At 69.9% G+C, this 21,121-nt stretch carries 18 protein-coding genes, 1 rRNA gene and 1 riboswitch; of the genes, 5 read left to right on the forward strand and 14 right to left on the reverse strand.

All coding sequences use genetic code 11. The features are described 5' to 3' along the window. Window positions 1-39 precede the first annotated feature (39 nt). Complete coding sequence (locus EOT10_RS18105; RefSeq protein WP_127829247.1) at window positions 40-849, forward strand: PhzF family phenazine biosynthesis protein; 810 nt, start codon at window positions 40-42, stop codon at window positions 847-849. 104 nt (window positions 850-953) lie between these two features. Here EOT10_RS18105 and EOT10_RS18110 read toward each other — a convergent pair whose 3' ends face one another. Next, the gene (locus tag EOT10_RS18110; RefSeq protein WP_127829248.1) at window positions 954-1,754 is read right to left on the reverse strand and encodes a CPBP family intramembrane glutamic endopeptidase; all 801 of its coding nucleotides are present in this window, start codon (window positions 1,752-1,754) and stop codon (window positions 954-956) included. A 165-nt stretch (window positions 1,755-1,919) separates the two neighbouring features. Between EOT10_RS18110 and EOT10_RS18115 the strand changes: the two genes are divergently transcribed. After that, on the forward strand, window positions 1,920-3,692 hold the full coding sequence (locus EOT10_RS18115; protein WP_127829249.1) for a substrate-binding and VWA domain-containing protein: 1,773 nt from the start codon (window positions 1,920-1,922) through the stop codon (window positions 3,690-3,692). 20 nt (window positions 3,693-3,712) lie between these two features. Here EOT10_RS18115 and EOT10_RS18120 read toward each other — a convergent pair whose 3' ends face one another. Beyond that, window positions 3,713-5,236, reverse strand: coding sequence for a glutamate-cysteine ligase family protein (locus EOT10_RS18120; protein WP_127829250.1), 1,524 nt, complete (start codon window positions 5,234-5,236; stop codon window positions 3,713-3,715). Between the two features lie 489 nt (window positions 5,237-5,725). On the opposite strand from EOT10_RS18120, the gene EOT10_RS18125 reads away from it, so the two are divergent. Together EOT10_RS18125 and EOT10_RS18130 are read left to right on the forward strand one after the other, a co-directional pair. Then, window positions 5,726-6,313, forward strand: a complete 588-nt coding sequence (locus EOT10_RS18125) for a hypothetical protein (RefSeq protein WP_127829251.1) — start codon at window positions 5,726-5,728, stop codon at window positions 6,311-6,313. A 351-nt stretch (window positions 6,314-6,664) separates the two neighbouring features. Continuing rightward, window positions 6,665-6,862, forward strand: a complete 198-nt coding sequence (locus EOT10_RS18130) for a DUF5999 family protein (RefSeq protein WP_127829289.1) — start codon at window positions 6,665-6,667, stop codon at window positions 6,860-6,862. An 84-nt stretch (window positions 6,863-6,946) separates the two neighbouring features. On the opposite strand, the gene gcvP is transcribed toward EOT10_RS18130, so the two are convergent. Next, window positions 6,947-9,832: an aminomethyl-transferring glycine dehydrogenase gene (gene gcvP, locus EOT10_RS18135; protein ID WP_127829252.1), complete on the reverse strand. Its 2,886-nt coding sequence runs from the start codon at window positions 9,830-9,832 to the stop codon at window positions 6,947-6,949. Between the two features lie 184 nt (window positions 9,833-10,016). After that, window positions 10,017-10,113: riboswitch (glycine riboswitch) on the reverse strand. 115 nt (window positions 10,114-10,228) lie between these two features. On the opposite strand from gcvP, the gene EOT10_RS18140 reads away from it, so the two are divergent. Beyond that, window positions 10,229-10,672 carry a PRC-barrel domain-containing protein gene (locus tag EOT10_RS18140; RefSeq protein WP_189491720.1) on the forward strand — a complete coding sequence of 148 codons (444 nt, stop codon included), beginning with the start codon at window positions 10,229-10,231 and terminating at the stop codon, window positions 10,670-10,672. 4 nt (window positions 10,673-10,676) lie between these two features. On the opposite strand, the gene EOT10_RS18145 is transcribed toward EOT10_RS18140, so the two are convergent. From EOT10_RS18145 to rrf, 11 genes are all read right to left on the reverse strand, one after another. Then, on the reverse strand, window positions 10,677-12,098 hold the full coding sequence (locus EOT10_RS18145; RefSeq protein WP_127829253.1) for a DNA polymerase IV: 1,422 nt from the start codon (window positions 12,096-12,098) through the stop codon (window positions 10,677-10,679). A 56-nt stretch (window positions 12,099-12,154) separates the two neighbouring features. Continuing rightward, window positions 12,155-12,799 carry a MerR family transcriptional regulator gene (locus EOT10_RS18150; protein ID WP_127829254.1) on the reverse strand — a complete coding sequence of 215 codons (645 nt, stop codon included), beginning with the start codon at window positions 12,797-12,799 and terminating at the stop codon, window positions 12,155-12,157. A 207-nt stretch (window positions 12,800-13,006) separates the two neighbouring features. Next, window positions 13,007-13,480: a bifunctional nuclease family protein gene (locus EOT10_RS18155; protein WP_006123076.1), complete on the reverse strand. Its 474-nt coding sequence runs from the start codon at window positions 13,478-13,480 to the stop codon at window positions 13,007-13,009. 96 nt (window positions 13,481-13,576) lie between these two features. After that, complete coding sequence (gene ftsR, locus EOT10_RS18160) at window positions 13,577-14,320, reverse strand: transcriptional regulator FtsR (RefSeq protein ID WP_127829255.1); 744 nt, start codon at window positions 14,318-14,320, stop codon at window positions 13,577-13,579. 16 nt (window positions 14,321-14,336) lie between these two features. After that, complete coding sequence (locus EOT10_RS18165; RefSeq protein ID WP_127829256.1) at window positions 14,337-15,293, reverse strand: FHA domain-containing protein; 957 nt, start codon at window positions 15,291-15,293, stop codon at window positions 14,337-14,339. Window positions 15,294-15,375: 82 nt separating this feature from the next. Further along, window positions 15,376-16,293 (reverse strand): DUF881 domain-containing protein, encoded by a 918-nt coding sequence (locus EOT10_RS18170; RefSeq protein WP_127829257.1) that lies wholly within the window; start codon window positions 16,291-16,293, stop codon window positions 15,376-15,378. Window positions 16,294-16,298: 5 nt separating this feature from the next. Then, on the reverse strand, window positions 16,299-16,631 hold the full coding sequence (locus EOT10_RS18175) for a small basic family protein (RefSeq protein ID WP_008749169.1): 333 nt from the start codon (window positions 16,629-16,631) through the stop codon (window positions 16,299-16,301). Further along, the gene (locus tag EOT10_RS18180) at window positions 16,628-17,536 is read right to left on the reverse strand and encodes a DUF881 domain-containing protein (protein ID WP_127829258.1); all 909 of its coding nucleotides are present in this window, start codon (window positions 17,534-17,536) and stop codon (window positions 16,628-16,630) included. Before EOT10_RS18180 ends, EOT10_RS18175 begins: the two co-directional genes overlap by 4 nt. A 90-nt stretch (window positions 17,537-17,626) precedes the next feature. After that, window positions 17,627-20,122 carry a mannose-1-phosphate guanyltransferase gene (locus EOT10_RS18185; RefSeq protein ID WP_127829259.1) on the reverse strand — a complete coding sequence of 832 codons (2,496 nt, stop codon included), beginning with the start codon at window positions 20,120-20,122 and terminating at the stop codon, window positions 17,627-17,629. A 115-nt stretch (window positions 20,123-20,237) separates the two neighbouring features. After that, window positions 20,238-20,846, reverse strand: a complete 609-nt coding sequence (gene clsA, locus EOT10_RS18190; protein WP_127829260.1) for a cardiolipin synthase ClsA — start codon at window positions 20,844-20,846, stop codon at window positions 20,238-20,240. A 157-nt stretch (window positions 20,847-21,003) separates the two neighbouring features. Further along, window positions 21,004-21,120, reverse strand: a 5S ribosomal RNA gene (rrf, locus tag EOT10_RS18195). Window position 21,121: the final 1 nt, after the last annotated feature.

Consider the following 21,121-nt stretch of genomic DNA (forward strand, 5'->3'; position numbering starts at 1 on the left):
CTTGGCCTGCGCGTTCGCCGGGCCCGTAGCGTCGGCCCCATGCGTATTCGAATCGTGGACGCCTTCACCGACCGCCCCTTCGCCGGCAATCCGGCCGGCGTGCTCCTCCTCGACGCCTTCCCCGACGACACCCGCCTACAGTCGATCGCCACCGAGGTCAACCACGCCGAGACGGCCTTCGCCCACCCGCTGCCCCCGGGCGGCGACGCGGACTGGGCACTGCGCTGGTTCACGCCCGCCACCGAGGTCGACATGTGCGGCCACGCCACCCTGGCCACCGCGCACGTCCTGCACAGCACCGGGACGACCGAGGGCCCCGTCCGCTTCGCCACCCGCAGCGGCGTGCTCGTCGCGTCCCCGGGCGAGGACGGCACCATCACGCTCGACTTCCCGACCGCGCCGCTGACGCAGGTCGACACTCCCGACGGCGTCGCCGCCGCCCTGGGCGCCGAGCCGCTGTCCGTCCACGACACCGGGCGCCAGGTCGGTGACCTGCTCGTCGAGCTCGCGGACGAGAAGACCGTGCGCGCCCTGGCACCCGACTTCAAGGCGCTCGCGGCCTACTCCTCGCGCGGCGTCATCGCGACCGCCCGCGCCGAGGACCCCGACGGCGGCTACGACTTCGTCTCCCGCTGCTTCTTCCCGAACGTCGGCATCGACGAGGACCCGGTCACCGGCAGCGCCCACACGGCCCTCGCCCCGTTCTGGTCCCCGCGTTTCGGCCGCGCCGAACTCACCGGCCTCCAGGCCTCCGCCCGCACGGGTCTCGTCCGCACCGAACTGCGCGGCGCCCGCACCCTCTTGACCGGCCGCGCCGTCACGACGATCGACGGCGACCTGCTCGCGTAGCGACGCCGTAGCGACACCCGTGGCGACGCCCGTAGCGGCGACGACACAGGGGGCGTACGAGAATCTCGTACGCCCCCTGTGTCCGTCCGCCACCCCTGTACGCCTCAGCCGGTGGGCAGCCAGCCCACCTTCCCCGCCAGCAGCGCGTAGCCGACGAACGCGCCGATGTCGAGCAGCGAGTGCGCCACCACCAGCGGGCCGACCCGCCCCCACCGCCGGTACAGGTACACGAAGACCAGACCCATCACGAGGTTGCCGAAGAAACCGCCGACGCCCTGGTAGAGGTGGTACGAGCCGCGCAGCACCGAGCTCGCCACGATCGCGGCGGCGGGCGTCCAGCCCAACTGCCCCAGCCTGCGCAGCAGATAGCCGACGACGATCACTTCCTCCAGGACGGCGTTCTGGATCGCCGAGAGGATCAGGACCGGGTACTTCCACCACACGTCGGGCAGGGCCTCCGGCACCACCGTGAGGTTGAATCCGAGGCCGCGCGCCGCCAGGTAGAAGGCGATGCCCGTACTGCCCATGACCGCCGCGATCAACGCGCCGCGGGCCGTGTCGAAGAGCGGTCTCGTGCGGTCGAAGCCGATCGTCCGCAGCCCGGAGCCCTCACGCAGCAGCAGATGCGCGACGAGCGCGACCGGGACGAGCGCGGTCGTGATCCCGAACAACTGCCAAGCGAGATCGAGCCACGGCCGCCCCGGAGCCGCCGAGGCGTTCATGGTCGCCGCCTGGTGCTTCAGACCCCCCGGTTTGGTGACCGAGCCGACAAAGCTGATCAGCGCGGACACTCCGCTCGCACCGAGCGAGAGCGCCAGCACGAGCAGCGTCTCGTCCCGGAGAATCCGTCGTGAGAGCCGCTCCTTCGGAAAAGAATCGGCCACCGCACCCACCTCCGCCTGCACACCTGCCTCCAGTTGAGTAATCCCGCCTCATCCCCCACGCCGCCCCGCTAGGGTCTCGAATGCAGGTACGAAGATCGCGCGCGACAGGCCGGGGGGACGGACGCCGTTCTTTGGTGTACCTCTCTCCCTTTCCTTCGGGCCATGCCGAGGAGGGGCACCACCGCCATGGGACGTCACAGCTTGCCCGACGAGTATGGGACCGCCGCGGTCGGCCCCCGCACGCGTGCACGCGGCCGGACCGTGGCCGTCGCCACCGCCGTGGTCCTCGTCGTCGCCGCCGGGACGGCTCTGGCGGCGCGCAGCGGCCTGCTCTCCTTCGGCGGGGCCTGCGACGGCCAGACCATCCGCCTCGACGTCGTCGCCTCACCCGATGTCGCCCCGGCCCTGCGGGACGCCGCGGACCACGCCCGCCGCGACCATCTGACCTCCGACGGACAGTGCCTCGACACCCGCGTGCAGGCGGCCGACTCGTACAAGATCGCCGACACCCTGCGGCGGGGCGGCAAGGGCACCTCCCGGTACGAGGCGTGGGTGCCGGACTCGAGCTTGTGGCTGAAGCGCGCCGGACTCGGCGGGAACGCGACCCCGGTCACGGCGATGGGCAACATCGCCTCGTCGCCCATCGGCATCAGCATGGTGCCGTCGGCCGCGAAGAGCATGGGCTGGCCCGCGAAGACGTACACCTGGGGGCAGTTGACCGGCGCGGCCATGGAGGGCGACAAACTGCGGCTCGGGACGGCCGACCCGGCGCGCAGCGCGACCGGCCTGCTCGCCCTGACGCAGCTGGGCGCCTCCGCGAAGAAGGTCGGGCCGGGCGGTGACACCCAGGCCGCCGCCATGGCCAAGGCGCTCTCCCAGCGCACGAGCGACAGCGACGCGCAGCTGACCGACACCCTGGCCCGCGACTCCTCCGGCACGGAACAGGGCAACCCGCGCCGCAACCAGGCGCTGATCGTCTCCGAGCAGTCCTCGTTCCGCTACAACGAGTCCGCGCCCGACCGGGACGGCCTCGACCTCTTCTACCCGAAGGACGGATCGCCGCAGCTCGACTATCCGTTCGCGCTGCTCGACGAGGGCGCCGAGACGACGGACCAGCGGCGGGCGGCGCTCCGCTTCATGACCCTGCTGGGCGAGGACGCCGGCGTGCGGATCCTGCAGAAGCACGGTTTCCGGACGGACGACGAGGAGCCCTCGGACGCCCTGATCGCCGGTGCGGGCGGGCGCAGCCCGCAGCCCTACGCGACGTCCGACTCGGAGCCTCCGACCGACAAGGAGCTCCAGGAGACCCTCGGCATGTGGACGATCACGGTGCAGAGCGCTCGGATCACCGTCGTCGTGGACGCCTCGGGCTCGATGGCGAACATCGTGCCGGGCCGCGGCCAGTCCCGCATGGAGGTCACGAAGGCGTCGATGCTCCAGGCCCTGGCCACGTTCACGCCCGAGGACCAGATCGGCCTGTGGGAGTTCGCCACGCATCTGGACGGCAGCCGCGACTACAAGAAGCTCGTGCCGACCGAGCGCCTCGGCGACCGCAAGGGCAACGGCACCCAGCGCGACCGGCTGTCCGAGGCCTTCAGCGGCCTGCAGCCGGTGCCCGGCGGCGCCACCGGCCTCTACGACACGACGCTCGCCGCCTATGAGCAGTCCACGTCCTCCTACACGGACGGCAAGTTCAACGCCCTAGTCGTGGTGACCGACGGCGCGAACGAGGACCCCGGGTCCATTTCACGCAGCCACCTGATCTCCCGCCTCCAGGACCTCTCCGATCCGCGGCACCCGGTGCCGATCATCGCCATCGCGGTCGGCCCCGAAGCGGACAAGGACGAGGTCGAGCAGATCGCGGCGGCCACCGGCGGCTCGGGCCACCAGGTCAACGACCCCGCGCAGATCCACGCCGTGATCCTCAAGGCCATCATGGAGGCGGGCGCCAAGAGCTGACCTGCCTCGTCGAACACGCCCTACGTCCCCAGCCGTACCGCCGGTGCCGGGAGTCCCACCGGCCACGTGTGCACCGGCTCCCCCGCGTGCATCAGCTCGCCGTAGCGCCGGGTGGTCGCGGCGAGCGCCGCGTCCCGCTCCAGACCGCTCTCCAGGGCGCGATGGAACGTGGCCGCCTGCCACGAGGCGCCGTTGACCCGGCGCCGGCACCGCTCCTCGATCACCCCGAGGTAGAAGTCGCGGTCCGCGGCCTCCACGCCCCACGCGTCGAGCCCGGCCGCGGCCAGCGGCAGCAGCTCGTCCCGTACGAGCGAGACGGCCGCCACCCGTTCGACCCCGCCGAACCGGCCCCGGCGAGGCCAGTCCAGGCGGGCCTCGATGCCGTACCGGCACGCCTCGTCGAAGTTCCGTGCGGCGACGTCGAAGGGCAGGCGGGTCCAGACGGGGCGGGCCTCCTCGGCGAGGGCGCGCACGAGGCCGTAGTAGAAGGCGACGTTCGCGATGACGTCGGTGACGGTGGGGCCGGCGGGCAGGACGCGGTTCTCCACGCGCAGGTGGGGCACGCCGTCCACCAGGCCGTACACGGGCCGGTTCCAGCGGTACACGGTGCCGTTGTGCAGGACGAGTTCGCCGAGCGCCGGCACGCCGCCGTCGTCCAGGACCCGCAGCGGCTCCTCGTCGTCGCACAGCGGCAGCAGGGGCGGGAACCAGCGCAGGTTCTCCTCGAAGAGGTCGTACGCGCTGCTGATCCAGCGCTCCCCGAACCAGGTGCGCGGCCGTACTCCCTGGGCCTGCAGCTCGGGCGGGCGGGTGTCGGTCGACTGCTGGAACAGGGGCGGCCGGGACTCCCTCCACAGCTCATGGCCGAACAGGAACGGCGAGTTGGCGCCCACGGCCACCTGCACCGCGGCGACGGCCTGCGCCGCGTTCCACACGTCGGCGAAGCGGGCGGGCGTGACCTGGAGGTGCAACTGCACGGACGTGCACGCCGCTTCGGTCGCGATGGATCCCGAGCTGCAGCGCAGCCGCTCCACGCCGTCGATGTCGACGACGAAGTCCTCGCCGCGCGCGGCCACCATCTGCTCGTTGAGGAGGCTGTAGCGGTCGACGTCCGACAGGTTCGCCGAGACGAGGTCATCGGGCGCGAGCGTCGGGAGAATGCCGATCATGACGATCCCGGCATCCACCTCGCTCGCCTTCCGGTGGGCATAGGCGAGCCCGGTCCTGAGCTCCTCGGCGAGCCGGTCGAGAACGCGGCCCTCCAACCGGTGCGGAGCAATGTTCACTTCCAGGTTGAACATTCCGAGTTCGGTCTGGAAATCGCGGCTCGCGATACGTTCGAGAACTTGCGCATTCATCATTCTCGGCATGCCGTCGGGGCCCGCGAGATTCAACTCGATCTCCAGCCCCATCAGATTCTTCGGCCGGTCGAACCTCTCTTCTTCCAGAAGTCTCGCGAGCCCCGCCAGACACTGCTGCAACTTCCTGCGGTAGTGCCGCCGATCGGCCAGGCCGAATGCGCCCGCCGCGACCTTCTCCCCCATGGAAGCGTCCCTCCTCGCATGGCCGGCCCGACCCCCCGGCCGGGTGTCACGGTGGATGATGCCCAGGCGATGTGATCGATAACGCCCGCGCTCCGGCGCGGACGGGTAGGCTCGGAGCGCATTCCCCGGGGCACATTCACCAGGCATGCGGCACCCCGAAGTTTCGCTTCCCACGGGCCTCGTGAAAAACACCGAAAGGAATCGGCCGTCCGCTCGCCGTGAAGATTCCGAGGTCACGGACCCGGCCCCGCCGGAAATCGGGAGATTTCCCTCGTCTCGGCGACCGGATAACGCCTTGCCGGGCATTTTCGCGACGGCTAGACGAAACACCGCGTGAACGCGTGTCGTATAAACTCCGCGAACGAGGCAGAGAGTTGGCGCTCGCGGTATCCGCCCCCGCCTCCTCTGGCCGGATCAGCTGACAGCGCCGTCCGCCCGTCCCGCCACGGCCTCGATCCACCGTGCCTGTCGAACGAGAGGCGACCCACCATGCCGCTGCATGTCCCTCCGGCCCCCGCACCCGCCCTGCGCACCGTCCTGACGGCCCTCGGTTCACCCACAGCCGTCCGCGAGGCCCGCACCCCGTCACTGCGTTCCGCCCGGGGCCCGGCATGCCCCGAACTCCCGTTGCCCGTCCACGTACTGGACCGCGTCTCGGGGACCGCGGGACCCGCGCCGACCCGGCTCGCCGGCTGGCGCTTCCTGATCCGCTGCGGGGAGCACGCGGTGGCCGCCGCCGACACGATGCTGACGGCGGACGGCTGGGCGTTCTCGCACTTCTTCGAGGGCCCGTACGTCACGGCCACCGAACTCGCCCTGCGCCAGGCCGAGTCGCTGCCCGCGGCCTACCAGCCGCGCCTGCTATCGGTCCCGGAGCTGTACATGCTCACCCTGTGGCTGCACGGCGACTGCACCGCCGACGCCGCCACCGGACATCCCGCGGCCGGCGATCTCCTGGTCCCGCTCGCGCCCGCGCCGCCCGGAATCGCCGCCCACCGCCCGCACCCGGTCGCCGAACTGCTGCCCGTCCTCACCCACCGGCTGACCCCCGCACCCCTCCTGAGCTCACCCGCCTGACGCGACCGGACCGCCTGAACGACCTCTCGGGCACGCGCCCCGCCACCGACGCCGAACGGTCGCGGGGCGCCGCCGTCCCCCCGTCCTGCCCATCCGGACTAGCCCGGTCCGGCCACCCCGAACCACCCGAAGGGACAGTGCAGTTGGGCTGAACCGTCCGCACGGGTGACGCGTCCTCATCGAGTGAGGACCGCTGTGACGAAATACCTGCGGATCAGCGCCCGTGGGGCAACACTGGGTTCCGGACCGACTGACAAACGGGGGGCGGCCATGAACAACGATTCGAGCCGCAGGACAGACGCCTACATCGCACCCATCACCGACATCACTTCGCAGGGAAAGATCCCATCCATGTGCCAGCACCAGCCACCGTGCCCGTCCGCAGACTCCGCCGACCGGGAAGCCGCGCTCCCTGTGGCCCACCACCCCGAACAGGGCTGGAGCCTGCTCTGCAACGGCGTCCTGCTCTTCGAGGACACCGGTGAGCTGCTGCCGAACGGCCAGATCATCGCGCCGCACCGCCCGGTGCAGATCGTGACCGCGGCCTGAGCACACAGCGCGGCAGCACATACGAAAGGGCCGGCCCCGGGCAACCCCGGAACCGGCCCTGACTCATGTCAGCTCACGCGCCGATCAGTCCTCGTACGCGTCCATGGGCGGGCAGGAGCACACCAGGTTGCGGTCGCCGTACGCCTGGTCGATGCGGCGGACCGGCGGCCAGTACTTGTCCGCGGCCACGACACCGGCGGGGAAGACAGCCTCCTCGCGGCTGTACGCGTGGCTCCACTCGCCGCCGAGCGCGGCCGCGGTGTGCGGCGCGTTGTGCAGCGGGTTGTCCTCGGCGGGCCACTGGCCCGAACCGACCTTGTCGATCTCCCCGCGAATGGCGATCATCGCCTCGCAGAACCGGTCGAGCTCGGTCAGGTCCTCGGACTCGGTCGGCTCGATCATCAGCGTCCCGGCCACCGGGAACGACATCGTCGGCGCGTGGAACCCGTAGTCGATGAGCCGCTTGGCGATGTCGTCGACGGAGACGCCGGTCTCCTTGCTGATCGGCCGCAGGTCGATGATGCACTCGTGCGCGACGAGGCCGCCGGGGCCCGTGTACAGCACCGGGAAGTGCGGCTCGAGGCGCTTGGCGATGTAGTTGGCGCTGAGCACCGCGACCTGCGTGGCCCGCTTGAGCCCCTCGCCGCCCATGAGACGCACGTACGCCCACGAGATCGGCAGGATGCCCGCGGAGCCCCACGGAGCCGCGGAGATCGGGCCCACGCCCGTCTCGGGCCCGGCGGCCGGCTGCATCGGGTGGTTGGGCAGGTACGGCGCGAGGTGCGCGCGGACACCGACCGGGCCGACGCCCGGGCCACCGCCGCCGTGCGGGATGCAGAACGTCTTGTGCAGGTTGAGGTGCGAGACGTCGCCGCCGAAGTGGCCCGGCTTGGCGAGGCCCACCAGGGCGTTGAGGTTGGCGCCGTCGACGTACACCTGGCCGCCGGCGTCGTGCACCTGGGCGCAGATGTCGGCGACGTGCTCCTCGAACACACCGTGGGTCGACGGGTAGGTGATCATCAGGACGGCGAGCTCGTCGGCGTACTGCTCGATCTTGGCCCTCAGGTCCTCGACGTCGATCTCGCCGTCGTCGGCGGTCTTCACGACGACGACCTTCATACCGGCCATCACGGCGCTCGCGGCGTTCGTGCCGTGCGCGGAGGACGGGATGAGGCAGACGGTGCGGCCCTCGTCGCCGTTGGCGCGGTGGTAGCCGCGGACGGCGAGGAGACCGGCCAGCTCGCCCTGCGAACCGGCGTTTGGCTGGAGCGACACCTTGTCGTAGCCGGTGACCTCCGCGAGGCGCTCCTCGAGCTCACGGATGAGCGTGAGGTAGCCCTGGGCCTGCTCGGCGGGCGCGAAGGGGTGCAGCTGGCCGAACTCGGGCCAGGTGACCGGCTCCATCTCCGTGGTCGCGTTGAGCTTCATCGTGCAGGAGCCCAGCGGGATCATGCCGCGGTCGAGCGCGTAGTCACGGTCGGCCAGCTTGCGCAGGTAGCGCAGCATGGAGGTCTCGGAGCGGTGCGCGTGGAACACGGGGTGCGTGAGGTAGTCGTCGCCGCGCAGGAGACCCGCGGGCAGCGTGTCCTCGGCGGCCGCGTCGAGCGCCTCGACGTCGGCCTCGACACCGAAGGCGGTCCAGACGGCGCCCAGCTGGGTGCGCGTCGTGGTCTCGTCGCAGGAGATCGACACGTGGTCGGCGTCCACGAGGTGCAGGTTGACCCCGCCCACGCGGGCGGCGCTGACGATCTCGGCGGCCTTGCCGGGCGCCTTCACCGTCAGGGTGTCGAAGTACGCGCCGTGCACGACCTCCACGCCGCCGGCCTTCAGGCCCGCGGCGAGCAGCGTCGCGTACCGGTGCGTGCGCCGCGCGATGCCCTTGAGGCCGTCGGGCCCGTGGTAGACGGCGTACATGCCGGCCATGACGGCGAGCAGCACCTGAGCCGTACAGATGTTGCTGGTGGCCTTCTCGCGGCGGATGTGCTGCTCACGGGTCTGCAGCGCCAGGCGGTACGCCTTGTTGCCGTCGGCGTCGACGGAGACGCCGACGAGGCGGCCGGGCAGGCTGCGGGCGAACTTCTCGCGGACCGCCATGTAACCGGCGTGCGGGCCGCCGAAGCCCATCGGGACACCGAAGCGCTGGGTCGTACCGACGGCGATGTCCGCGCCGAGCTCGCCGGGCGAGGTCAGCAGCGTGAGCGCGAGCAGGTCGGCCGCGACGGTGACGATCGCGCCGAGCTCGTGGGCCTGCTCGATGACGGGCTTGATGTCACGGACGGCACCGGAGGCGCCCGGGTACTGGACGAGCACACCGACGACGCCGCGCTCGGCGACCTCGGCCGGGATGCCCTCGCTCAGGTCGGCTACGACGACCTCGACACCGGTCGGCTCCGCGCGCGTCCGGATCACGGCGATGGTCTGCGGCAGCGCGTCCGCGTCGACCACGAAGGCGCCGTTCTTGACCTTGCCGATGCGGCGGGACAGCGCCATGGCCTCGGCGGCGGCCGTGCCCTCGTCGAGCAGCGATGCACCCGAGGTCGGCAGGCCCGTCAGCTCGGCGACCATCGTCTGGAAGTTGAGCAGCGCCTCGAGGCGGCCCTGCGAGATCTCCGGCTGGTAGGGCGTGTACGCCGTGTACCAGGCCGGGTTCTCCATGACGTTGCGCAGGATGACGGGCGGCGTGAACGTGCCGTAGTAACCGAGGCCGACCATCGAGTCGAGGACCTGGTTCCGGTCGGCGAGCGAACGCAGCTCGGCGAGGACCTCGGCCTCGGTGCGGGCTCCGGGCAGGGCGAGCGCCTCGGCGCTCTTGATCACGTCCGGCACCGCGGCCGCCGTCAGCTCGTCGAGCGAGCCGTACCCGACCTGCGCGAGCATCTTGGCCTGCGCGGCTTCATCCGGACCGATATGGCGCTGCTCGAAGGGGATTCCCTGCTCCAGCTGGGAGAGCGGAATACGGTTGGCGGTCATTGCGGAGGCCTCCTGGTCACTGCGACCTGCGAGGGGCACCACGGCGCGGGTGCCCGGACGGCCTCCCCCTCTGTCATCTCAACCTGAGAGTTTCACCGGCCCGCCCCTCCTGACGAAGGGCATGCCGGCTTTCACCGTCGGTGAGAGCGGAGGCCTGAACACCCGCCCTGCTTTCCAGAGTGACCTCGTCCGTGCGGTACAGGGGCCTGAGAGATTCCGGGGAGGATTTGCTCCTTCGGCGTCCTCCGATGTCATCCGGAGGACTCTCCCGCACAGGGTCAGCAGCCGTAAGCCAGCCTACCAGCGGCGACAAGGCCCCCGGCCTCGAGTGGCCGCCTTCTCCAATGTGCTCTTTTCTAGTGCTTACGGATGAGTTGCGAGCAGCTGGAGGGCCCCGTGCAGACCGATGTCGATCCGCGCAACCTGATCGGCCGCAAGGCCTTCGACCGCAACGGAGCCAAGATCGGGACCGTCGACGAGGTCTACCTCGACGACGCGACCGGCGTCCCGGAGTGGGCGGCGATACGGACCGGCCTGTTCAGCCGGGACGCGTTCGTCCCCCTGGAGCCGAGCGAACTGGTCGAGGGCACCCTGCGGATCCCCTTCGAACGCTCTCTGATCAAGGACGCCCCCGACTTCGGGGTCGGCCGCCACCTCTCCCCCGAACAGGAGCTCCAGCTCTACCACCACTACGGGCTCCACATCTCGGCCCCCGACGACCTCGATACCCCGCCGGACCGCGACTTCGGCCATCTCGCCGGCAACGGAAACGGCAAAAGCAACAACGGCAAAAGCAACAACGGCAAGAGCAACAACGGCAACGGCCCGGACGACACCTGACCCGTCACCGGCCCGACCCGCCACCCGACGCCTCCGACACCCCGGCCCGCCCCGCGTCGCCCTCCGCCACCAGCGGCAGCGGCTCCGCGGGAACGAGCGCGGGGTCGTCGGTGCGGAACGTCCGCACCCGCCCGGGCTCCGAGTACGGCGTCTCGAAGCGCACCGTCACCCTCCCGAGCCCGCTCCCCTGCACCCACCCGTGCCCGAACTCCTCGTGCCGCACGTCGTGCCCCGCCACCCAGCGCCGGTCGGCGGGCTCCACGACCTCTTCGGCCGCCGCCTCACCCTGCTCCACCGCACCACCCGCCCCGTCCGCCTCACCCTCGGCCGCGTGCGCGTCGGCCTCCGCCTGCGCCCGCGCCTGCGCGAACAGGTCCTCCTGCGTGTAGTCGGCCAGGCCGGTCACCCCGACCCCGAGCAGCCGCACCCCACCCGTCGTGTCCACGGACTCCAGCAGCCGCGCGGCCGCCTCGCTCACCACGGCGGGGTCGTCGGTGGGCCCGCGCAGCGTCTCGGATCTCGTCAGCGTGGAGAAGTCGTAGCGCCGCACCTTGAGGACGACGGTCCGCCCGGACCGCTCCGCGCCCTTCAGCCGCTGCACACACCGCTCGGCGAGCCGCTGCACCTCAAGCCGCACCCGCACCCGGTCGTGGATGTCCACGTCGTACGTGTCCTCGACCGACACCGACTTCGTGTCCCGCTCGGCCACCACGGGCCGGTCGTCGTGCGCGAGGGCCATGGCGTACAGCGAGGCCCCGTGCGACTTCCCGAGGAGCCGTACGAGCTCGTCCTCGCCCGCCTCGGCGATCTCCTCGACGGTGGTGATCCCGGCCCGCCGCAGATGGTCCCCGGTCGCCGGCCCCACCCCGGGCAGCGTGCGCACCGGCATGGGCCCGAGCAGCGCCCGCTCGGTGCCGGGCTCTATCAGCCGGAGCCCGTCCGGCTTGGCCTCCTCGGAGGCGATCTTCGCCAGCATCTTGGAGGCAGCGAGACCCACCGAGCCGGTCAGCCCCGTCACGACCCTGATCTCGGCCCGCAGCCGCTCACCGGCCAGCCGCGCCGACGCGGCGTCCCAGGCCACGTCACCGGCCTCCAGATCGACGAACGCCTCGTCCAGGCTCAGCGGCTCCACGAGCGGCGACAGCCCCCGCAGCAACCCCATCACCTGCTCGCTGACCTCCCGGTACAGCTGGAAGCGCGGCACGAGATAGGCGGCGTTGGGCGCGAGGCGGCGTGCCTGCCCCATCGGCATCGCCGAGTGGACCCCGAACACCCGGGCCTCGTACGAGGCGGTGGCGACCACCCCACGGGGCCCGAGCCCGCCCACGACCACGGCTTTTCCGCGCAGGCTCGGCTTCGCCGCCTGCTCTGCGGAGGCGAAGAAGGCATCCATGTCGAGATGCAGAATCGTCGGGGCGGTTCTCACATCCCCGATGCTGCCCTACGGCACTGACAATGCGGCTTCAGGCGCATCGGCGCCGCTCACACCGCGCGGTTGCGCCGCCTCGCCAGCTCGTCCGCCGGGTTGTTCCCCATCAGGGTCTCGCCCGTGTCGATGCGCTCCCCGTGCAGCTGCGACAGGGCGCTCTCGACGTCCCGCCACACCACACCGACCGCGATCCCGAAGATGCCCTGACCGCCCTGGAGCAGGTCGTGCACCTCCGTCGGCGAGCTGCACTCGTAGACCGTGGCGCCGTCACTCATGAGGGTCATCCGCTCCAGATCGCTGAAGCCGCGCTCCCTGAGGTGCTGCACCGCGGTACGGATGTTCTGCAGGGACACACCGGTGTCGAGGAACCGCTTCACGATCTTCAGGACGACGACGTCCCGGAAGCTGTAGAGCCGCTGGGTCCCCGACCCGTGGGCGGGCCGCACACTCGGCTCGACCAGGCCGGTCCTCGCCCAGTAGTCCAGCTGCCGATAGGTGATCCCGGCCGCCGCGCACGCGGTGGGTCCCCGGTATCCGACCTGCTCGGGCGCCGGGTCGTCATCCCCCCGGACGACCGCCGGCAACACCGTCGGCCGACGCGGAATGTGATCGGCCGCGTGGCCGTGAAGCGAGTACGGGCCGCTCTCCGCCGGACTGTGTCCGCCGCCCCCAGCCGTACCGTCGCCGCTGCTTCTCACGCCGACCTCCTCTTTGACCTGCCCTCTCGACGGTAGGCAGTCACCAGGGGTGCGTCAACGATCGCCACACTCGGCACGCCGAGTGATAATCACCCTACGAGTGGTTTCCCGTACCTCACCGCGGGGAAAGGCTAGCCGAATGGTCCGACCGGGCCCCGCGCGGCGGCCGCCTTCCGGAGGCCGTCCGCGTCACCGACTTCGTCCGTGTCACTGACTGTTGGTCCCGAAGTCCTCGGGTGAGATCTGGTCGAGGAACTCGCGGAACTTCTCCACCTCGTCCTCCTGTTCGTCCGGGATCGCGATCCCGGCATCGTCGAGCACACCGTCACTGCCGTAGATCGGCGTACCGGTGCGCAGCGCGAGCGCTATGGCGTCCGACGGGCGGGCACTGACCTCGACCCCACTGGCGAACACCAGTTCCGCGTAGAAGACGCCTTCGCGCAGGTCCGTGATGCGTACTTCCGTGAGCTCCTGCCCCACTGCCTCCAGCACGTCCTTGAACAGGTCGTGCGTCAGCGGGCGCGCGGGAGCCATGCCCTGCTGTGCGAAGGCGATCGCCGTCGCCTCCCCCGGACCGATCCAGATGGGGAGGTAACGGTCGCCTCCCACTTCACGCAGGAGCACGATCGGTTGGTTGGAGGGCATTTCGACCCGGACACCTACGACGTCGAGCTCGTTCACACAGCAACCCTAGGACGTGCCCGGCAGGTTTGGGTAGTCGGGCACCCGTCGATCGCCGGTCGCACACCGCGCGGGCCCCCTCACATCAGGCCTGCATCAGGGCAGACGCACGCCGAGCGCGGTCTGCACGAGCGCCCCGTGAAGCTTCACGGTCAGCCCCGCGAGCTCCTTCGCACGGGCCTGCGCGTGCGCCCTGGTCTGGGGATTGCGGTGCCGTCGCAGCGGGGCCACGACCTGGTCGACCAGTCCGGCCTCCCGGTCGGCGGCGGCCTTCATCGCCCGCAGATGCCGGGGCTCGATACCGAAACGGCCCAGTTCCATGACCAGCTCGGCGACCGTGACCGCCTCCGCGTCGTATCCGCCGTCCGGCAGCGGCACGATGAGGCCGTACGACTCCCACTCGTCGAGTTCGGGGGACTCGACGCCGGCGGCGGCAAGCAGCTCGTCACGGCCCACCCGGGCCACTGTCGGGCTGTCACCGCCCTCGCCGCCCCGGCCGTCCTCGCCGTCACCCGGCCGCCCGGGAGAGGGCAGCGTGATCGTCTCTCCCCGCTCCAGGGCGTCGAGCTGCTCCTTGATGACCTTCAGCGGCAGGTAGTGGTCCCGCTGCATGCGCAGTACGTGGGCGAGTCGCTCGACGTCGTCCGGGCCGAACTTGCGGTACCCCGAGGGGGTGCGCTGCGGCTCGATCAGCCCCTCCGCCTCCAGGAACCTGATCTTGGAGATGGTGACTTCCGGGAACTCGTCGCGCAGCACGTTCAGCACGGTGCCGATGCTCATCAGCCGACTGTCCGTGAGGGCGATGCCGTGACCGGCACCGCCCTTCGGTGTTTGAAGCATGGACCTTCCTGACAGGTCAGATGCCCCGCTGGCTCGCGTAGAAGACCAGCCGGTACTTGCCGATCTGCACCTCGTCGCCGTTCGACAGCGTGACCGAGTCGATCCGCTCCCGATTGACGTACGTGCCGTTGAGGCTGCCCACGTCGCTGACGGTGAAGGTGCCGTCGGCTCCGCGACGGAACTCCACATGGCGGCGCGACACGGTCACGTCGTCGAGGAAAATGTCGCTCTGCGGGTGCCGGCCCGCCGTGGTCAGCTCGCCGTCGAGGAGGAAGCGGCTGCCCGAGTTCGGACCGCGTCGCACCACGAGGAGCGCCGAGCCGAGCGGCAGGGCGTCGACGGCGGCCTGGGCCTCCGGGGAGAGCGCCGGCGACAGCGTCTGACCGGTGACTTCGGCGTCGTAGGCCTCAAGGCCCGAAATGGAAATGGTCGAGGTCGTCTCGGACGGACGCTCGGCCCCGCCGCGCAGGGGCGCACCGCAGTTGGAGCAGAACCGGCTCGCCTCGGCGTTACGGTTTCCGCACCTCGTACACACCAGTGCCGACATGGACGGATCCTCCTGCCGCGGCTGCCCCTCGGGGGCATGGGACGCATGCGGATCGGGGGTGAACCCTCCACCCGCACTTGAGGTTGACGGTTCCCCGAAACCTATGCGGCCGGACGCGGCAGGGTCAACAGACGACGCGCCCTGTCCGCCCGAAATGTCACCGCCCTGACCGCCGACCTCATCACGGAACAGCGGGCGCTCCGCCCCCTGCGCCTCGGCGTCCTGGGCGCGCGGCGCACGGTGCCTGGCAGCGGCGTTACCGCTGTCCTCGCGTGCGCTCTTGCCGAACAACTTCGCAAACAACTTCACGGGCGATTCCCCTTGACCGAAACAGACCCGCCCGTGGGGCAGGACGAACCCTGATTGCACACACCGCCGTACATCAGCGGTACAGACATCCTCACAACGTCCGTATCCGCCAAACAGTTTCCACCACGCACCCCGCTTACGGTGCGCCGACCCCCCGCAACCTCATGCCCTCGCCGGACCGCCCTCATGCACCCCCGCCTCACTGGGAGGACGACCGAGCGTAGTCAGGCCGCTTCGCCGGTCGCAAGGCGTCCACGACGATCTTCTGCGCACGGGCCACGGTAACCGTGGCCTGCTCCTTCTCCAGCGTCTGGACCACGCCACCGGGGATGTTGAGCGCCGGCTCCAGGTCCTGCGGCTTGCCGATGACCTTGAAGACGTAGGGCTGGCTGATCTTGTGGCGGTCCACGCTGACTCCCCCGCCGCTCGCGTCCGTCAGATACGTGTCGGCCACGACCCGGACGTCGTTCACCTGGATCGCCTCGGCGCCCGCTGCCCGTAGTTCCTGGATCGCGTCGAGCAGCATGTCCGCCTGCACCGCGCCCTTCCTGTCGCTGACCGTCAGCGTGATCCCGGGGCCCTGCGCCGCCACGGTGCCCGCCAGAATGCCGAGTTGCCGTTCCCTCTCGACCGTCTGCTTGCGGGCCTCCTCGGCCTGGTCCGAGCTGTTCTCCAGCTCGGTGCGCTGCCCCTCGAGACGCTGCTTCTCATCTCCCAGACGCTGCGTACGGTCATCCAGTTCATCGAGGATGCGTACGAGATCTTCCTGGCGTGCCCCGCGCAGCGCGCTGCTGTCGCTGTTGGACCGCACCTGGATGGCCAGACCGAGCCCCAGGACGAACAGCAGGACGGCGACGATGAGTTGCGCCCGGGAGATTCGCGGCGGCCACAGCCCCTTGGCCAGCCGCTGGCGTCCGGTCAGGGACGGGTCCTTAGTCCCCGCCGGCGCGTCCGCGTCGTCCGCCGCCTCAGGGGCGACCTCGGCCGGCAGTTCCCTGCGCAGACGGTGCGGCTCGCCCTCGCCCGTGTCCTCGCTCTTGCTCTCGCTCTTGCTCTTGTTCTCGATCTCGTGCTTGTTCTCGATCTCGTGCTTGTTCTCGTTCTCGTCCTCGGACATCCGCGTCACGCCCGGAAGACGTGCCGCCGGATGGCGGCCGCGTTGGAGAAGATACGGATACCGAGCACCACGACGACACCGGTGGACAGCTGCGCGCCCACGCCCAGCTTGTCGCCCAGGAACACGATCAGCGCCGCCACGACGACGTTCGACAGGAACGAGACGACGAAGACCTTGTCGTCGAAGATCCCGTCGAGCATCGCCCGCAGACCGCCGAACACCGCGTCGAGGGCCGCCACCACGGCGATCGGAAGATAGGGCTCGACCACCGCCGGAACCTCGGGCCGGACGAACAGTCCGACCACGACTCCGACGACGAGGCCCAGTACGGCGATCACGATGTGCCCTTCTCTGTTCTCGGCTGTGCTGTACGTACGATCACGCTCGGCGCGGCAGGCAGGCGGACGTCGTCCTGGGCCGAAATGGCGGTCCTGATCCCGAAGTTCTCCTGCAGGGCGTGCAGGTACATGCCGTCCGGACTGTTCTGGAACCGGGTGCTCAGCCGCCGGCCGTCCCCCACCGCGAGCACCGTGTACGGCGGCACGAGCGGTCTGTTGTCGACCAGTATCGCGTCACCCGCCGCGCGGATCGCGGACAGGGCCGTCAGCCGCTGCCCGTTGATCGCGACGGCCTCGGCCCCGGACTGCCAGAGTCCGTTCACGACCCGCTGCATGTCCCGGTCCCGCACCCGCCCGGTATCGGAGAAGCCGGTGCTCTCACGCGGCCCACCGCCGCCCTGGTCTGCTTCCTTGGCGTCGTCCACCACGAGCTTCACGCCGGGGCCGTGCACCGCTGTGGCCCCGGAGAGCAGACCGAGCAGCTCGCCCTTGTCCCCGCCATGCTTCTTCAGCGCCTCACGCTGCCGGTCGCCCACGTCGTTGCGCAGCATGTCGACCTTGCGCTCGAGCTTGTCCGCGGTGGCCGTCTCCCGGTCGATACGGGCGATGAGCTCCTCGCGCTCCTTCGCCACGACCGGCGCCGCCACGCGCGCCTGCGCCGCCCCCACCGTCACCACGAGCGCCGCGAGAACGAGCCCCGCCGCGAGCCCGAGCTTGGCCCGCAGCGTGCGCGGCATACCGCCGTTGCCCTCGGCCTTTTTACGCGCCGCCGCCTCCGCGTATCCGTCGTCGAGGCTGTGGTCCATCACGTTCGTCAGCAGCGACATGGACGCGTCGGGACGCCTGGGGCGCACGGGGCCTGCGGGACTGCTCCGATCGGGGGGCTGCTGCGGCATGCCGCACATCGTCGCACGTGGTGGCCTCTACCTCCGAATGGCCCCACCCACGTGCCGATCGGCCCCCTTCACGGGCGCCGACCGACACGTACGACGGACTCAGCGACCCGCGCTGTCCACGACCGCGGCCCACTCGTCGAGCAGCTGCTGCGCCGACGCGTCGTCGGGTCCTTCGGCCCACAGATGGGTGACGGCCTCGGCCGGGTCGGGCAGCACCATCACCCAGCGGCCGTCCGCCTCGACGACCCGCACCCCGTCCGTCGTGTCGACCGACCGGTCACCGGCCTCCTCGACGACGCGCCGCATCACCAGGCCCTTCACCGCCCACGGGGTCGCCAGGTCCCGCTTGAGCACATGTGCCCGCGGGATCCGCGCGTCGATCTGGCTCAGGGTCAGCTGGGTGCGCGCCACGAGCCCGATCAGCCGCACGAACGCGGCGGCGCCGTCGAAGACGGAGCTGAACTCCGGAATGATGAACCCGCCGCGACCGTCACCACCGAAGATCGTCCCCTCGTCCCGTCCGACCCGCGTCAGATCGTCGGGCGACGTGGTCGTCCACTCCACCTGGGTCCCGTGGTACGCGGCGACCTGCTCGGCGATACGGGTCGTGGTCACCGGCAGCGCCACCCGCCCGCTGCGCCGCTCGGCCGCCACCAGGTCGAGCATGACAAGCAGCGCACGGTCGTCCTCGATGATCCGCCCCTTCTCGTCCACGAGCGAAAGCCGCTCACCGACAGGGTCGAACCGGACACCGAACGCGGCCCGCGCCGACGCCACGATCTCCCCGAGCCGCACGAGGCCGGACCGGCGCGCGTCCCGTGTCTCCGTCGGCCGCGACTCGTCGAGCCCGGGGTTGATGGTCAGCGAGTCGACGCCGAGCCGCCCGAGCAGGCTGGGCAGCACCAGGCCGGCACTGCCGTTCGACGCGTCGACGACGACCTTGAGCCCCGCCTCGGCGATCCCCGTCGTGTCCACGTTCTGCAGCAGGGAACCGGTGTACGAGTCGAAGACGCTGGACGGGAAGTGCAGGTCCCCGATCTCCCCAGGGAACGCCCGCCGGTACTCCTGCCGCGCGTACACCCGGTCCAGCTTCCGCTGGCTGGCCTGCGAGAGGTCCGCCCCGCGCTCGTCGAAGAACATGATGTCGACCGAGTCCGGCACCCCGGGCGTCGTACGGATCATGATCCCGCCGGCACTGCCCCGCGCGGTCTGCTGCCGGGCGACCGGCAACGGCACGTTCTCCAGGTCGCGTACGTCGATGGCGCTCGCCTGCAGCGCGGAGATGACCGCCCGCTTCAGCGCACGCGCACCTCGCGAGTGGTCACGAGCCGTGGTGACCGTCGAGCCCTTCTTCAGCGTCGTCGCGTACGCGCCCGCGAGCCGCACGGCAAGCTCCGGGGTGATCTCGACGTTGATGATGCCGGAGACGCCGCGGGCACCGAAGAGATGCGCCTGGCCCCTGGACTCCCAGATCACCGAGGTGTTGACGAAGGCACCGGCTTCGATGGTCTTGAACGGATAGACCCGCACATTGCCCTGGATGATCGATTCCTCGCCGACGAGGCACTCGTCGCCGATGACGGCGCCGTCCTCGATGCGGGCGGCCCGCATGACGTCGGTGTTCTTGCCGATGACGCAGCCGCGGAGATTGCTGTGCTGGCCGATGTACACGTTGTCGTGGACGACGGCCTTGTGCAGAAAGGCCCCGCTCTTCACGACGACGTTCGAGCCGACCACCGTGTGCTCGCGCAGCTCGACATCGGCCTCGACCTTGGCGTAGTCCCCGATGTACAACGGACCACGCAGCACCGCGTCCGGGTGCACCTCGGCGCCTTCGGCCACCCACACACCGGGCGAGATCTCGAATCCGTCGATCTCCACGTCGACCTTGCCTTCGAGCACGTCGGCCTGCGCCTTGACGTAGCTCTCGTGCGTACCGACGTCCTCCCAATAGCCCTCGGCGATATAGCCGTAGACGGGCTTGCCTTCCTTCATGAGCTGCGGGAAGACGTCACCGGACCAGTCGACCGGCACATCGGCCTCGACATAGTCGAAGACCTCGGGCTCCATGACGTAGATACCGGTGTTCACGGTGTCGGAGAAAACCTGGCCCCACGTCGGCTTCTCCAGGAAGCGCTCGACCTTTCCCTGCTCGTCGACGATGGTGATGCCGAATTCGAGGGGGTTGGGAACGCGGGTCAGGCAGACCGTCACCAACGCACCCTTTTCCTTGTGGAAATTGATGAGGTCGGTGAGGTCGAAATCGGTCAGAGCATCGCCGGAGATCACAACGAAAGCGTCGTCCTTGAGCGCTTCCTCTGCGTTCTTCACGCTGCCGGCGGTGCCGAGTGGCTTTTCCTCATTGGCGTACGTGAGCTCCATTCCGAGCTCCTCGCCGTCCCCGAAGTAGTTCCTGACGAGCGACGCCAGGAACTGAACGGTAACGACGGTCTCCGTGAGCCCATGACGCTTGAGCAAACGCAGCACATGCTCCATGATCGGCCGGTTGACCACCGGCAGGAGCGGCTTGGGCATACTCGAGGTCATGGGGCGAAGGCGTGTCCCTTCGCCTCCAGCCATTACGACGGCCTTCATGTCGGAAGCGTCCTCCTTGAAGAGACGACTGTCTAGCCGACTTCGCCCGTCCGGATGGACCCGCGTATCTCAGGTTGCGGACCGGTCTGGCCTCGAATACCGCCTCAAGGCGAGCTCAATCGGCCGTGGAGTCCGCCCTGACCAGTCGACGGACTTGTACTACGTACAGGATCCCTGCCCACCAGTAGAGCGTTGTACCCCATCCTGCGAACGCCCATCCGAAAATAGCAGCGAGCGTGTTGATCCAGCCACTTCCGTCACTGAGGAGCAGCAGCGGGAACGCATACATGAGGTTGAACGTCGCGGCCTTGCCGAGGAAGTTCACCTGCGGCGGCGGATAGCCGTGCCGGCGGAGGATACCCACCATCACCAGGAGAACCAGTTCACGGGCAAGCAGTACGGCCGTCAACCAGATGGGCAGAATCTCGCGCCAGGTGAGTCCTACCAGCGTCGACAGAATGTAAAGCCGGTCGGCAGCGGGATCGAGGAGCCGGCCGAGGCTGCTGATCTGATTCCAGCGACGGGCGAGCTTACCGTCGAGATAGTCGCTGACTCCGCTGAGCATCAGGACCAGAAGCGCCCAGCCGTCGCTCTTGGGCCCGCCGAACTCGGGCCTGAGGATCAACCACAGGAACAGGGGTACGCCGACGAGACGCGCCATGCTGAGGATGTTCGGGATGGTGAGTACCCGGTCCGTCTGGACACGGGTCTCCTGGACCTCCACCCGGGGGCCTCCTGTGGGAAACGAGCCAACGATGCCCCCTGACCTTACCCTCCGCACACGCGGGGCCGTGCAGAGGGGTGCGCTGGGGATTTCGACCGAACGCAGAAAACCCCCGTAACAGGATTCTCATCCGTTACGGGGGTTTTCTTCAAAATTAGTTCGGCGGCGTCCTACTCTCCCACAGGGTCCCCCCTGCAGTACCATCGGCGCTGTGAGGCTTAGCTTCCGGGTTCGGAATGTAACCGGGCGTTTCCCTCACGCTATGACCACCGAAA

The organism is Streptomyces antnestii (assembly GCF_004005495.1).
In the GTDB taxonomy this organism is placed as follows: domain Bacteria; phylum Actinomycetota; class Actinomycetes; order Streptomycetales; family Streptomycetaceae; genus Streptomyces; species Streptomyces antnestii.

Excerpts from the sequence above, each read along its gene's own strand:
- EOT10_RS18180 (WP_127829258.1), bottom strand. The coding sequence starts at position 17,536 with ATGTGCGGCATGCCGCAGCAGCCCCCCGATCGGAGCAGTCCCGCAGGC.
- EOT10_RS18185 (WP_127829259.1), bottom strand. The coding sequence starts at position 20,122 with ATGAAGGCCGTCGTAATGGCTGGAGGCGAAGGGACACGCCTTCGCCCC.
- gcvP (WP_127829252.1), bottom strand. The coding sequence starts at position 9,832 with ATGACCGCCAACCGTATTCCGCTCTCCCAGCTGGAGCAGGGAATCCCC.
- EOT10_RS18115 (WP_127829249.1), top strand. The coding sequence starts at position 1,920 with ATGGGACGTCACAGCTTGCCCGACGAGTATGGGACCGCCGCGGTCGGC.
- EOT10_RS18120 (WP_127829250.1), bottom strand. The coding sequence starts at position 5,236 with ATGGGGGAGAAGGTCGCGGCGGGCGCATTCGGCCTGGCCGATCGGCGG.
- ftsR (WP_127829255.1), bottom strand. The coding sequence starts at position 14,320 with ATGCTTCAAACACCGAAGGGCGGTGCCGGTCACGGCATCGCCCTCACG.
- EOT10_RS18105 (WP_127829247.1), top strand. The coding sequence starts at position 40 with ATGCGTATTCGAATCGTGGACGCCTTCACCGACCGCCCCTTCGCCGGC.
- EOT10_RS18125 (WP_127829251.1), top strand. The coding sequence starts at position 5,726 with ATGCCGCTGCATGTCCCTCCGGCCCCCGCACCCGCCCTGCGCACCGTC.
- EOT10_RS18130 (WP_127829289.1), top strand. The coding sequence starts at position 6,665 with ATGTGCCAGCACCAGCCACCGTGCCCGTCCGCAGACTCCGCCGACCGG.
- EOT10_RS18170 (WP_127829257.1), bottom strand. The coding sequence starts at position 16,293 with ATGTCCGAGGACGAGAACGAGAACAAGCACGAGATCGAGAACAAGCAC.